We start from the raw sequence: 13,950 nt of genomic DNA, 5'->3' as shown, positions 1-13,950 counted from the left end.
GGAGCTGACCTGAAATCACGAATATTCCAGATTCAGAAGAAAGAAATTTCATGCAAGATCATTCTCGCTAACCTTGACAGGTTTATACAATTTGTCTGGATAGAGGTTTTCTACAGAGCAAAAGATTTCAATCGCGATCAAGAGGCATCAGTTACCATGCCGTTGCGCAGATAATTATCCGTGACGCGGATGTACAACTGACACATTTTCGTTTTGTCCGGCGTGGCTGCCCGGGCCCGTATGGCAGGGGTCGCTTGAAAATTTTTGGAAGGGGCTGGGGGGTGGTTGAAAATTTTTTGCCGCAGATCGATTCCGGTGCGATGTCCTGCGCGCAAAACAGCTCCGGTTTACACTACGCACATACCTGCAAAGCGGATTCCCCACCCGGAAATTCCTGGTGGATTTTACGGCCCTATTTTAGACCGCACGGGCTTCCCATTTTTCCCATGCATGAGACAATTGTTATATTATGTCAGAAGTCCTGAAATTCAAAAACGGGCTTCATCTCATTAACTGCACTCGTTCACTATACCCCTGGCATTTATTGTACGAGATCATTTCATAATTATTAAAAAAGAACAGGGCGTTCAATCAGTTACGGGTGCACCGGGAGAAGTACGCAAGACCGGTACGAGGGATTGGAGGGCTGCATGATGGCAACGATAATCCGTGTTCTCTATGTCGATGATGAACCCGCCCTTCTTGAGGTCGGCAAACTCTTCCTTGAGGAGAGCGGGCAGTTCAGCGTTGACATCATAACCTCTGCCCCGGCCGCACTTGCTCTGCTGGATTCCGGGACGTACGATGCCATCATCTCTGACTACCAGATGCCGGAGATGGATGGTATCGAATTTTTAAAGCAGGTAAGAACCTTGGGGAATACCATCCCGTTTATTCTTTTCACCGGGCGGGGTCGTGAAGAGGTTGTCATCCAAGCATTAAATGAAGGGGCCGATTTCTATCTCCAGAAAGGTGGTGAGGAAAAATCACAGTTTGCCGAGCTTGCGCACAAGATCCGCCAAGCGGTCCAACGGAGAATGGCTGAGGGGCTGCTGCGGGAGAGCGAGGAGTTTAACAGAAGCCTCGTGGAAAATCTTCCTGACTATGTCATTGTCTATGGAACCGAGGGGAAGATCCTCTACGTGAACCCGGCCTCGGCAGTCGCACTTGGGTATACCCCTGAGGAGCTGATTGGTAAGCCGGTTCTCTCCTATGTCGCAGAAGATTATCGTGATATGGTCACTGCGAAACTGGCATCCCGCAAGAACAGCAGGGATATCCCTGCTTATGAGATCGCGATTATGAGAAAGGACGGGCTTCAGAGATCGGTGATCGTAAAAGGAACTCATATTCAGTACCGCAACAACACTGCCACACTCCTTGTCCTTACCGATATCACCGAACGCAGCAGGGCGGAAGATGCGCTCCGGGAGAGTGAAGACCGGTACCGGACACTGGTTGAAAATGCAAATGAAGCGATCCTGGTAATCCAGAATGGCAGGATCTGCTATGCAAATCCGAAGCTCGTGGAGATTGGCAAGTACACACAAGAGGAACTTGCACAAAAACCATTCCTGGAATTCGTTCATCCTGACGACCGTACTACGGTCGGGGAACAGTACAAACGGCGTCTTGCTGAAGAGATTCTGAAAGATAATTATGTATTCCGGATAGTTTCCAAAGAAGGAGATGTACTCTGGATGGAGATCAATGCCAGCCTGATTACCTGGAACGGACAACCGGCAGACCTTGTCCTCCTCTCAGATATCACAGAACGTAAACATACAGAGAATGCACTCCGGGAGAGCGAGGAGAAGTACCGCACTCTTATCGAGGTCGCGTTCGAAGGCATCCTCATTCTTGACCTCAGCGGAACTATCCTCTTCGGCAACCGGGCCGCAGGCCGGATAATTGATGCCGAGTTCGCGGTCGAGATGCTCGGAACCCGGAATGTCCTGGAGTTTCTGGCCCCTGAATCGTTACCGGATGCCATCAGGGATTTCAGCCATGTCGTGCAGGGGGGTGACGCGTATCTCGTCAAATACAAGGTGATATCCACCTCGGGGAGGGAAGTCTGGATCGAATGCATGGGGAAGAAACTCACATTCAAAGGGTCACCTGCAATCCTCCTCTCCCTCCGGAACGTCACCGAACGCCAGCGTGCCGAGGAGGCACTCCGGGAGAGCGAGGAACGGTACCGCACCCTTGCGGACACCTCTCCGAGCATGATCTACCTCGTTGACCGGGAGGGTTATGTACGCTTTGTCAATCCGGCTGCCGCTGCGCAGTGGGGATTATCCCCGGATGAGCTTACCGGAAAGCACCTCCGCGAGATCTTCCCCCTCCCTGTTGCCGATCAGCATATGAAAAGGATCTGTTCAGTTCTGGCTCAGGGGACTAATCAGAATTTTGAGACCTGTGAATTTTTCCCAAATGGCGAACGATGGATTGATGCCCACCTGGCGCCGATGAAAACAGAGGACGGGAATGTTATTGGTGTTCTTGGAATATCCGACGACATCACCGACCGCAAGAAGGTGGAGTGGGCACTCCGTAAGAGTGAAAAGAAATACCGTGACATCATCACCAAAATGCAGGATGCGATCTACCGGACCGATCGGGAAGGCAGACTCATTATGTTCAGCCCCGCCGGGGTAAAACTTGCCGGTTATGACTCAGAAGAGGAGATGATCGGGCTCAATGTCGCCCTTGATACATATCAGAATCCCCAGGAACGTGAACGATTTCTCGATATCCTGAAAGAAAAGGGCTCTGTTGAAAATTATCCTCTTGTGCTTAAAACCCGGCATGGTATACTCCGCCTGGTCACTGCCAGCAGTCACTTTTATTATGATGATGAGGGGAATGTGCTGGGTGTTGAAGGAATCCTTCACGACATCACCGAGCTCAGGAAAAAAGGACAGGCTCTCCGTGAGGCGAACAGGAAACTTAATCTCCTCTCAGGCATCACGCGGCACGACATCAACAACCAGCTGACGGTGCTCCAGGGATACCTCGCCATTCTGGAAAAGAAGCAGCCCGATCCCTCACTCAGTGAATATTTTCAGAAGGCTGCAACTGCGGCACAACGAATCTCTACCATGATCCAGTTCACCAAGGAATACGAAAAGATCGGCGTCAATGCCCCGGTCTGGCAGGATTGCCGCACACTTGTCGACACTGCAACAAAGCAAGCCCCACTGGGAACTGTCACGATAAATAACGATCTCCCTGCTGGTACAGAAGTGTTCGCCGACCCTCTTATTGTCAAGGTCTTTTATAACCTGATGGATAACGCTGTCAGGTACGGGGAGAAGATCACAACCATCCGGTTCTCTGCACAGGAATCCGGTGATAATTATCTGATCCTATGCGAGGATGATGGCAATGGTATCCCTGAAGATGAGAAGGAACGGATCTTCGACCATGACTTTGGCAAGAACACCGGGCTTGGACTCTTCCTTGCCCGTGAGATTCTGAATATCACCGGGATTACCATTCATGAAACAGGAACCCCCGGTAAGGGTGCACGGTTTGAGATGACCGTTCCGAAGGAACACTGGCGGATACCTGCAAATGAGGTATGACGGCAGATTTGCTATGGGTTCTGAACATGGTGAGAAACCGGGTTCTGTTGCATCTGCGGGACGTTTAACTATTCGGCATTGATGTGTTCCCGGGATATCATTTCCATTCAATCCCGTTCATGCAACAGCACCTCAAAATCACATCCAGCTTCCGCGAACGATAACCGAAATGTATTGGCTATCATACCCTCAGGGACAGGTACCCCTCCGGGCACATGAGGGGTGGGTATCCCCCGGCGTGCCAAAAAATGGTAATCGCAGATCCGGCCACCAGCCCGGCACAGTATCAAATAACAATTCACAGGAACGGCAGCTCGTACGTCCTCCCGTGCTGCATCGCGATCTTCGCGATGGCAAGGTCCTGGATAGCAAGCCCGGTCGAGTCGAAGACGGTGATGGTATCCCTGCTCGCCCGTTTCTTCTTCCCGATCACCACTTCGCCGAGCGTCCCGGCAAGGTCGGCTTCCCGGTACATTCCCTGGCTTATCGGAACGTTGATCTCCCCTGAATGAACCGCCTGCGCAGGATCATCGACAAAGACCTGCGCCCGCCGGAGTATGGCGGGGTCCAGCTCCTCTTTCCCGGGGGCGTCCGCCCCGATTGCGTTGATATGGGTTCCTTCACGGATCCACTCGTTCCTGACGATCGGGGACCGCGATGGCGTCGTGGTCACCAGCACATCGCAGTCGCATGCCTTCTCGATCGGGACGGAAAGACACGGGTACTCCATGAAGCGGTCTGCGAACTTCCGCACATGGTCGGGGTTGCGGCTCCAGACCTTGAGGGACTGGATCTTCAGTTCCCGGGAAATCGCCGCGACCTGCGCCTCTGCCTGCTTTCCCGTGCCGATGACGCCGAGGACGATCTCTTTTTTCGGGGCGAGGTACTTGGCGGCAACCGCTCCCGCTGCACCGGTCCGCATGTCCGTGAGGCGCGTCGCGTTGATGACGGCAACGGGCTGGCCGGTCGCGATGTCCAGGATCACCGTCAGCGCCATCACGGTCGGGAGGCCGCGGGACGGGTTGTCCGGGTGCACGTTGACGATCTTTACCCCGGCGATCCCGAGCGAGGGCAGGTATGCCGGCATGGTACGGAAATCACCGGAGGGGAGCGTAATGTAGAGCTTGGGAGGCATCTGGACCAAACCCCTCCCGTGATCTGCGAATGCCGATTCTACGGCAAGGTTGACGAGCCCGATATCCAGTCCCATATCCGTATCGGTGAAATACTGCATGAACGGGAATCGTTGTTTATTGGATTTGAACGTATCTTAATCCGGGAAGCGTTTTCTAGAAAAATTGTATTATTCAGATCTCACGGCGGATTGTCACTCTCTCACCATTGCGATGAATGCCGCCGAGACTCGGCAAGAGGAAGTTTTTCCAAACTTCCTCTGCTTCATCCGTACAGGATGAAGCAAGTCGAAGAATCCATGAGGATTCTTCTCCAGTCAATCCTCGCTTATGCGACGATTGACTCCCCGGAGAGGCCCTGAGGCCGGGAGCTTTCGTACCTGAACAATTTTCATGGTTCCGGAGTGAACGTTACAGGTTCATGTCCGTTTCTCCAGAGCCTTTCATTCACCATTTTAAACGGTCTTCGACAACTCGTAGTTACAAGGTCCAATAATGTACCTGAACCGGTTCCGGTATCTGGAAAGACTGCAACTATATCAAAAATTTCAAATAGACAATAATATATTGTTTCGCTTTTTAATTTAGAGACACGCGCAGGCACCATCACCTGCCGCTTCATGCCGCCCACGGCAGACCTCTGTCAGGGCCCGGCATACCGGGCTGCTCGTGACATCTCCTTCGGCTGCATTCATAGTGGGGATGTCTTACTCCACAATTTGAGATGTCTCTGACAACCAGGAATAGCAGATTGTCAAGCCACGAGACAGGGTGAGAGAGAAATGCCCCATACGTTCATCCATGAAAATGCCATCTGGATATATCTCATCATCGCAACTTCACTTGGAGTAATACTGACTGCTGTCTTCAGCCTGTCCCATGGCATCAATGACATATTCCCCTATTTTTTCCTTGTTCCGGTGCTCCTGACGGCATATGCCTTTCCCCGCAGGGGGATCCTGATCACGATCGCCCTTGGCTGGGTTTACATCGTACTCGTGTATGTGTTCGGAACATTTTCTGTGAGGATAATCGCAGTTTACACTGCATGGTTTTTCATCTTTGTCTCTCTTGGTATTGTGATCTCGCATTTTGCTGAAAGTTCCAGGGCCAGTAAAACGCAGCTCGAACTATTGAAGAGGGAGGCGTTCCAGCAGATTGAGCACAACATGGAACAGTTGTTGATCCTCAATGACAAGATCAGAAATCCCTTGCAGGCTATTTTGCTGGATACTGCAACGCTTGATGATAAGACAAGTGCTCTCATCTCAGATCAGGTGAAAATAATCGAGAAAATTATTGACACGCTTGATGAGAGATATCTGGAGTCTGAAAAGGTCAGGAAATTTTTACGGGAACATTATGGTTTCGGAAAAAAATAGAGTTCGTTCAGGAGATTTTTACTTCGGTCCCGTTAAGTCAGCGGTCGATCGATCCAAACCGTGCATTCTCATTCCTGATGGTATGCAAAGTGACATTGGGCCTGCCATTCGGGAGTGTTAAATCTGTTTTTGGAAGTACGGTGTTCCGGCCAGGGACAAAAGAGATTATTCCGTATCCATTTCCTTGAGCGTCTTCTCGGCAAGTTCTTTCATCCGTGCCGATATCCTGCTCGAGGACGTATAGTCCACGTCTTTCATCGCGTTGGCGATCTCGGTCCCGAGGACGAAGATGGCATACTTGTGCTCCATCTTGCTCTTGTGCTGCTGGGAGGGGGAGATCTTCAGTGCACTGTACTGGGAGAACTTCAGGTCCGGGTTGATCTCCTCAAAATAGTCCTTGACTTCAGAGAGCATCTGGTGAAGGTTGATCAGTTCCTCTTTGTGCATGCGTCCACATCCGACAGTAACATGGACAGGTGCAGCATAAATAAATTTGTGTGGGGCCGTCACGACCCCATCTTCAGCAGGCGGATTGTCGTAGGGCGCTTGATGATCCCCTTGAAATCCTTTGCCGCGACATAGGAGAGGCCTTTCGAGACCAGGCGGTCGAGGAATTTCTGGTCCACGGGACGGTCGACAACGAGCCCGGTCGCCGTCGTATCGATCGTCTCGATGGCTTTTTCCACCTCGTCTGACCGCAGCTCTTTGACTACGGACAGGTCATCGGAGAGAAAACGTGCCAGGTTCTGCCCTTTCACGTCTTCGATGTGTTCCCTGAGGCTGAGCGGGCCGCCCGATGTGTCACGCGGGCGACGGGTCCCTGCAGGCTGCCGTTTCCGCTCGTGGGCGTCCTCATCTTCAGGGGATGGACGCGTTATCCGGAGATCGCCCGGGAGTTCGGCAGAGGTCTCGAAGTACTGGTCACGGACATATTCAACGGGGACCTTGTTCCGGAGTGTCTTGATGACCTCCTTCCGGGTCATGTCCTCGACACTCTTGCCCTTCGGGGAAAACGCGACAAAATCGATATCAGCCACCTGCAGGAGTTCCCGGAGGATCAGCTCGCCACCCCGGTCCCCGTCAAAGAACGCGGTCGTGGTCTTCTTTTCGCAGAGTTCCACAACGCTTTTGGGGATGTTGGTCCCTTCCACGCCAACGGCGTTCTTGATGCCGTACCTCAGCAGGTTCAGGACATCCGCCCTCCCCTCGACGATGATGATGGCGTCGGACTCGAGGACATTCGGGCCGGCCGGTGCCCGCTCTTCGCCGATGGACCCGATCTTCTCTATCCGGAGGGTCTGGCGGACATCGTCAAGCAACTCGTCGCTGTCTATGGTCCCGTCATCGAACCGGTCGATCAGGATCTCCTTGGCCCTCTCGACGATCTTCTTCCTTTTGCTGACCCTGATGTCCTCGACCGAGTCCACGGTCACGTGGGCTACACAGGGACCGACACGGTCGATCGTCTCGAGCGATGCGGCAAGGATAGCCGTCTCTGCCCGGTCGAGCGAGGTGGAGATCAGGATCTCTCCCTTTGTCTCTCCCTTCTTGCTCGTGATCTGGACGTCGATTCTGCCCACACGCCCTGTCCGCTGGAGATCCCGCAGGTCGAGGTCTTCGCCGAGTAACCCTTCAGTCTGCCCGAATATGGCACCGACTACGTCAGGTTTCTCGACCACCCCCTCTGCGGCGAGGCTGATGTGAATAAGGTACTTGGTAGTATCCGGTGAATACAAGTAAACGCACCCCCATGTATCATGCGATGGATGTAATGCCTGATCATAGGTATGAAATATATATTGTTTGGAATTACTTAAAGGATAGGTTCGGGGTCAATCGTCGGACATAGACCATCGAATACGTATTTTGAAATTTTAATTGATTTGTGGAGATCACAGGAAATTAGGTACGATGAACGCCGCCGCAGTCGAAGTTATCACTTCTCCACAGCCTTCGGTTGCCCCAACGGGGAGCCAGCCGTGACCGATGGTCAGGGCTGGCTGAAGAAAATTCTATTAAGAATTTTCGACTCGCCCCCCCGGCGGATCAGTGACTAAAAATCTCCTTGCCCCGCCGTGCCCCGTAGGGTCCCTGAGGCGGGGAGCCCTCTCTTATTTGACTATTTTAACAATTCTTATAATTTCGTAGTGAACCTGAATTGAGTCATGCACGCCTCTGTAGAGCCACCATTAATGTTAAGAAGCATCCAAATCACGCGATTCACAGACCGGAATTATCTGGCAAAAGTGTTCAGCCGTTTGATCAGATCCTCTTTCCTCATGCCGGACACGAGGATCCGTTTCCGGGACGAGGTCGCACCCGACAGGATGCTGACCGAAGAAGAAGGGATACCCAGTTTTGTTGATACAAGCCCGATGACGGCACGGTTGGCCCTCCCCTCCAGCGCGGGTGCTGAAACACGGCAGCCGATCATCTTCCGCCATGCATTGTAGCCTGCAGGAAACGCCTCGCTCCCGGCGCCGGCGGTGACTTCGATGGCGATCAGGGTACCATCCCGGTCTTCAGAAAGAGCGTCGGCGAAATCCGGCATAGGTACTCCGTGGAGAGGGGAAATGTTGCCCGGCATAAACGCACATGGATCACCAGTGGCTGCTGCCGTCCTTCACCTGTGAAAAAACCCTCTGCCGGGCAGTGCCTGTCGCGCACCCGGGTTGTCCCATGGATCACGTCCAGACGCTTGTCAATCGATCACCCGGGGACCTATGGGAGCGCTGTATCGGCAGTATAGTATCGGCGCCGGGAATCTTGAGCATTTCGGAAGGAACATCCCGCGGCATACCCCACGTGACACCGCCAGGGCCTACGGCGGAAAAAACCCGTTGCCTGCCAGCCACGAGGGGTTACCGGGAGAAAATTCCCCTTCCTCGTACACGACCACCCCACCCATGACAACGAGCCGGGGGAAGACCGCGGGCAGCCCTTCGAATGGTGTCCAGTCGCATTTACTGTGAAGATTGTCAGGATCGATCGGGGCAGCACCTTTCGGATACAATGCGAAATCCCCGCGGTCTCCTCGTGCGAATCCGGCCGGGGGGATCCCCAGCAGAGAAGCGGGATTCGCTGACGTCTTCCTGATCACGTCCTGCAGGCCGATCTTCCTGTTCAGGACTTCAGCCATGAGGAGCGGCACCATGGTCTCCACACCTGGAATACCTGACGGGGCTGCAGCGAATGGCTGCTCTTTCTCGGAACGGGTATGCGGGGCATGGTCAGAAGCGATGACATCGATCCGCTCCCACACGCTCCAGAGATCCCTGCGCTCTTTCTCCGTCCTGATCGGGGGGTTTACCTTGCAGAACGCAGCGGGGGTACGGGGCTGTTCGAGGGAGAGGAACAGGTGGTGCGGAGTCACCTCAACGCTCCCCGTTGCTGCTCCAACCGCGGATTTTGTACTCATATGGCAGAAATGCAGCCTGCAGCCGGCCGTGTTGCAGCTGCGGACAGTCCCGACAGCCCGCAGTTCCCCTGCGGCCGGCCTGGCCCTGTCATGGGAGACGAGGCTTTCGTCCGCGGAAGGTACAATCTCTTCCGCGTGGATGGTTGCGAGGGCACCGAGGCGGCTGATCTCCCCCAGCGCACTGGTGAGTTCCTGCGGGGTTATCGCGTCTCCATAACTCGACGGTCCGAAAAAAGTCTCCCCGAACGCCATCGCGCCGGCACTCCACATGGCTTTGAGCGGCGTATCGTGGGTCACGCCGCTGTTGATCGCGAAATGGCAGAGCGACCCTGACTTTGCCTCAAGGACCCGGGCCCTGATTGCGTCCGGCGTGGTGAGCGGCGGGATGGTGTTGGGCTGGTCCACGACGACCGTTACCCCGCCGGCAAGGGCGCTCCTGCTCCCGCTGCCCCAGTCTTCTTTTACAGACTGCCGCCCGCCCCGCATGTGCACGTGCATATCGACCGCTGCAGGGAGGACGAAAAGCCCGGTGCAGTCCAGGATCCGCTCTGCCGGAAGGGCGGCGCCGGTATGGCTGACATGCCCGTCCATTATCGTGATGTCTGCAGTACGCCCGCCAGGAACAGAGACATTCCGCAGGACAAGGGACGGCCGGGAAACCATAGTATTCACTTTTCTCAAAAAGGCATAAAGGCATGGTCAGCCCTGCACCAGGGGATACAGGTCCAAAGGTCTTCACGGGGTACGCCATCGACAGGTTTTCAATCTGCTCCAGTCAATACTTCATCATCTCATCCGGCAGGACAGGACACGTAACCCGGTAACAGGGAACTACGCGTCCATGCGCCGGGGGTTGTGTGACCGTATGGATAAGATAATAAAAATCACTCTTGGCCTGTTCATCCTCATCCTTGTCGCGTTCACCGCGACAGCTGCCTATAACGCCTATGTTGAGACCGCGTACCGGAACTCGCTTGCCAGCACCTATTCCTATACCCTGACCCTGACTACCGATTCGCGGCTGGACAATGTCACGCTGTTTATTCCGGTCCCTGACGACCGGGCCGGTAATTCGCCGATCGTGGAACAGTACAGTTCTCACCAGATCCCGCAGATCCCGGGCAGCTGGAAGACGACACTCTTCGGTACGGGAAAAGCCACGCTGGTGAAGATCGGTGCGGCCTCGATCATCCCTCCTGATGGCACCAGTGCCGCTCATCCGTTCACGATATCAGTCTCCACGCAGGTACCATCCGGCACGATCATCGATACCGGGGACCCGGTCGAAAAGAGCGCAATCTTCCGCCCGGTACAGGATCTCATGAACGCGAGCTGCACCGGGAATATGGGGACGGTTCAGGGTTCACCCGGGCAGGAATGTTTCACCTACGACACAGCACTCTATGCCGATTACCAGACAGACCCGAATGCAACCGTGATCATCAAATCGGCGCTTACCGGTACGAACAGCTGGAAGATATCCGGGCCGGAGTCGAATGAGTTCCAGACGGATATCGGCGTCACGATGCATGGCCGGCAGCACGGGTGGGCAGTCGCACAGGGATATCTCGAAGAGGGTATGGGCGCGTACGACAACCCCGTCCTTCCCCCGTGATTTTTTGTGGGAGAGCCCGGATCCATCATCCCCGGCCGAGACGGGACAATATTGGAAATAACCGCATTTTTTCACGACCATGAACGGAGACCGGAAGTCGCAGCAGCGGGCAGAAGTACGGCCCGGCCTGACCGTAGAGATCATCCAGAAAGCAGACCAGCGCAGCGGCAACAGGACACGGGGGATCGTCAGGGAGATCCTGACCGGCTCCGCGTTCCACCCGCACGGGATCAAGGTCCGGCTCACCGATGGCCGGGTCGGTCGGGTTGCGGAGATCATCGATACGGAAGAGGGTAGTAAAGACGCATCCGGTAATTGAGCCGGGACACGGGGTCTGGCGATCCTGCCGGAAATGCATATGACCAAAAATATATGCTGCCGGACACTGACTACCCTCCATTCACGGGAAGGTGGAAGGTGTTTTCTCATTACGCTGCCAGCGAAACAAGAATCATCTTCCGGAACCCGGAACCCGAGCGTATCAGACGGGAAAAATCCGGACAGGGAGTGTCAGGGGCAAATTCCCTCCTGAAAAGCAAATGCGGGCCGGAACGCAGGGATAAAGAGGGTTCCGGTTAAGGGTGTTGTGAGGCAGAGCCGATGGGCTGCATTAATGTGGAAAGATCCTGCTGGGTCGTGCTCCGGGAGAGGACTGGGAAAGGCGGCGAAGAAGAGCAGAGACTCCTCTTTGAACGACTGGAGGATGACCGACGGTCCCTTGTCGGCAGTAACTACTATTTCATCCGGGTCCTGGATGCAATGCCGTCCCTGTGCAGGATCCCTGCCAGAGGGAATGACTGCAGGGAAGAGGTACTGGACCACGAAAACCATGGCATCTCCGACTTTGAACTGGAAGACGCGATCCGCACCATGACCGGGGATCGCTGCCTGGACGGATGGTACCAGATGTCCGGCCATATCGAGCGGAAGATCCGGGTGCTGCTGGAATTTGAGTAGGGATTGGGGGAAATGGAATGGACGGTTCCCGATCCGGGAGATCCTTTCCATAGCCAGGTTGACGGTTACGGTGAAGTGTATCCCGGGAAAGGCGCGCGGTCCGAGATCCTGGTGCCGCAGGGTGCGTACGGGTTTACCCAAAACCGTCATGAATCCGGCAGAGGGCAGATTTCAGTCTCCTCACCCTCTTTTCATTCATTCCATGGGAAATATTCCTATACATTCATATAACCGCAGCAGGTACTCTGATTCAGGAATGAAGCCCGGGAGTTTATTGGAGAATACCGTATGAGAGTAACAACCGATGACCAGGGAACCTGTATGGAAGCGGGTTTTCTCGACAACGCGCTCGTCCTGATCGCAGTCCTCGAAAAAAACGGCAGGGTTATCACATGGAACCATGCAGCGGAGACGATAACCGGGTACCGGCAGGATGAGGTGATTGGCGGTACGGAGATCTGGAAACACCTCTATCCTGACGAAGAGTACCGCAGAAATGTGACGCAAAAAATTGCGGATATCCTTGCCACAAAAAACTATTTTGAAAATTTTGAGACGGTTATCCATACGCGTTCGGGAGAAGAACGCGTCATCCGATGGAATACGAAAGAGATCGGCGAGGGAAGACTGCGACGGGCTGTCGCGGTCGGCATGGATATTACCCGCCAGAGGGATGCGGACGCGTTCCGTGAGAGCATCATTGACAATGCCCATGTTCTTTTCGCTGTTCTCGATCCTCTGGGCAACATCCTGGTCTGGAATAAGGCAGCAGAAAAGATCACCGGGTATAGCCATGACGAGGTCATTGGCAGGCGCGATGTATGGAAACGGCTTTATCCTGAAGCGGAGTACCGCCGTACGATCACGCACCAGATTGAAAAATTAATTTCTGCACAGAGTTATTTCGAAAATCTCGAAACTACGATCCTTGCCAGGAACGGCGAACGGCGGATCATCTCGTGGAATACCCGCCAGATCGGATCGGCGGGCCATTACCAGGAGATTGCGATCGGGAGGGATATCACTGCACTGAGAACAGCCGAGGATGCCCTCACCGCCTACATGACAGAGATGGCAATGCGCCTCAAGCAGCCGATTGAGATCATCGGGGACAACCTCCATGAGGTGGCAGGACTCGTCCGGGACGGGAAACTCACACCGGAAGAGATCATAATGGTTCTCGAAGGGCAGTCGCGCAATGCGAACCAGATCGCGGCAAACGTCAGGGAGTTCCAGAAAGCGATCGTGGAAAAGAGCCGGAAAATACCTGTTGCATACCGGAATTTTCTGGGGAGGTGATCTTTGTGCCCGTGCTGGTAAACCCTGATGATCTTGAGCATAAGCATCTCTTCCTGGTGCTCTCCTCACCTGCAAATATACGGCAGCGCAATATCGAGATCATCAGGGAGATCTCGTCTCTGGGGTATCATACGGTTGTCGTCACGACCAATTTCCCCTACAGTATCCTCTCCAAACTCTACGCGGAAAGCGGCGTGGATCTCAGCACCGTCTCGTTCATCGACGCGGTCACCCGGCATTCAATAGGGAATGCAGAGAATATCCCGGGTCTGGTGCGGTACATCAATAATCCTGCGAACCTGACGGACCTGGGCATAGCGGTCACCGGGGCGCTGAAAGAGAATTCCGGGAAAAAAGTCTGTATCCTCTACGACTCGATCAGCACCATGCTCATCTATATCTCATCGGCAAACATCTCGAAATTTATTCACTTTGTGACCAATAAGCTCCGGCTTATGGATATTTCCGGGGTTTTCCTTGCGGCTGAAAAAGGGCTTGACCCGATGCTCCTATCCCAGCTGACGACGTTTGTTGATACCGTTATCGATGCAGACTGAGG

The 13,950-nt window shown here is 54.1% G+C and carries 12 protein-coding genes; 7 read left to right on the top strand and 5 right to left on the bottom strand.

What is annotated here, in order from left to right; translation table 11 throughout:
• Window positions 1-653: 653 nt before the first annotated feature.
• A complete protein-coding gene (locus tag ABSB80_RS07805) occupies window positions 654-3,587 on the top strand; it encodes a PAS domain S-box protein (protein WP_428369790.1) in 2,934 nt (977 codons plus the stop codon).
• Between the two features lie 298 nt (window positions 3,588-3,885).
• Here the strand turns inward: ABSB80_RS07805 and ABSB80_RS07800 are convergent, their stop codons facing one another.
• A complete protein-coding gene (locus ABSB80_RS07800) occupies window positions 3,886-4,821 on the bottom strand; it encodes an ornithine cyclodeaminase family protein (RefSeq protein WP_428369788.1) in 936 nt (311 codons plus the stop codon).
• A gap of 681 nt (window positions 4,822-5,502) precedes the next feature.
• Between ABSB80_RS07800 and ABSB80_RS07795 the strand changes: the two genes are divergently transcribed.
• Entirely contained in the window at window positions 5,503-6,102 is a 600-nt protein-coding gene (locus ABSB80_RS07795) for a hypothetical protein (RefSeq protein ID WP_428369786.1), read from the top strand.
• 165 nt (window positions 6,103-6,267) lie between these two features.
• On the opposite strand, the gene ABSB80_RS07790 is transcribed toward ABSB80_RS07795, so the two are convergent.
• From ABSB80_RS07790 to ABSB80_RS07775, 4 genes are all read right to left on the bottom strand, one after another.
• Entirely contained in the window at window positions 6,268-6,549 is a 282-nt protein-coding gene (locus ABSB80_RS07790) for a UPF0058 family protein (RefSeq protein WP_428369784.1), read from the bottom strand.
• A gap of 59 nt (window positions 6,550-6,608) precedes the next feature.
• Window positions 6,609-7,838, bottom strand: coding sequence for a DNA primase DnaG (dnaG, locus tag ABSB80_RS07785; RefSeq protein WP_428369782.1), 1,230 nt, complete (start codon window positions 7,836-7,838; stop codon window positions 6,609-6,611).
• Window positions 7,839-8,335: 497 nt separating this feature from the next.
• Entirely contained in the window at window positions 8,336-8,653 is a 318-nt protein-coding gene (locus tag ABSB80_RS07780) for a DUF167 domain-containing protein (RefSeq protein ID WP_428369780.1), read from the bottom strand.
• Window positions 8,654-8,923: 270 nt separating this feature from the next.
• Window positions 8,924-10,183, bottom strand: coding sequence for an amidohydrolase family protein (locus ABSB80_RS07775; protein WP_428369778.1), 1,260 nt, complete (start codon window positions 10,181-10,183; stop codon window positions 8,924-8,926).
• A gap of 202 nt (window positions 10,184-10,385) precedes the next feature.
• On the opposite strand from ABSB80_RS07775, the gene ABSB80_RS07770 reads away from it, so the two are divergent.
• The 5 genes from ABSB80_RS07770 (at window position 10,386) to ABSB80_RS07750 (ending at window position 13,948) form a co-directional block, all read left to right on the top strand.
• Window positions 10,386-11,135 carry a hypothetical protein gene (locus ABSB80_RS07770; RefSeq protein ID WP_428369776.1) on the top strand — a complete coding sequence of 250 codons (750 nt, stop codon included), beginning with the start codon at window positions 10,386-10,388 and terminating at the stop codon, window positions 11,133-11,135.
• Window positions 11,136-11,214: 79 nt separating this feature from the next.
• Window positions 11,215-11,454, top strand: a complete 240-nt coding sequence (locus ABSB80_RS07765) for a YwbE family protein (RefSeq protein ID WP_428369774.1) — start codon at window positions 11,215-11,217, stop codon at window positions 11,452-11,454.
• A gap of 281 nt (window positions 11,455-11,735) precedes the next feature.
• Window positions 11,736-12,092, top strand: coding sequence for a hypothetical protein (locus ABSB80_RS07760; protein WP_428369773.1), 357 nt, complete (start codon window positions 11,736-11,738; stop codon window positions 12,090-12,092).
• Between the two features lie 288 nt (window positions 12,093-12,380).
• Window positions 12,381-13,391, top strand: a complete 1,011-nt coding sequence (locus ABSB80_RS07755) for a PAS domain-containing protein (protein ID WP_428369772.1) — start codon at window positions 12,381-12,383, stop codon at window positions 13,389-13,391.
• A complete protein-coding gene (locus tag ABSB80_RS07750) occupies window positions 13,388-13,948 on the top strand; it encodes a DUF7504 family protein (protein WP_428369771.1) in 561 nt (186 codons plus the stop codon). Before ABSB80_RS07755 ends, ABSB80_RS07750 begins: the two co-directional genes overlap by 4 nt.
• The last annotated feature ends 2 nt before the right edge of the window (window positions 13,949-13,950 follow it).

The organism is Methanoregula sp. (assembly GCF_050010295.1).
In the GTDB taxonomy this organism is placed as follows: Archaea; Halobacteriota; Methanomicrobia; order Methanomicrobiales; family Methanospirillaceae; genus Methanoregula.
This window is presented reverse-complemented; position numbering and strand designations above follow the sequence as displayed.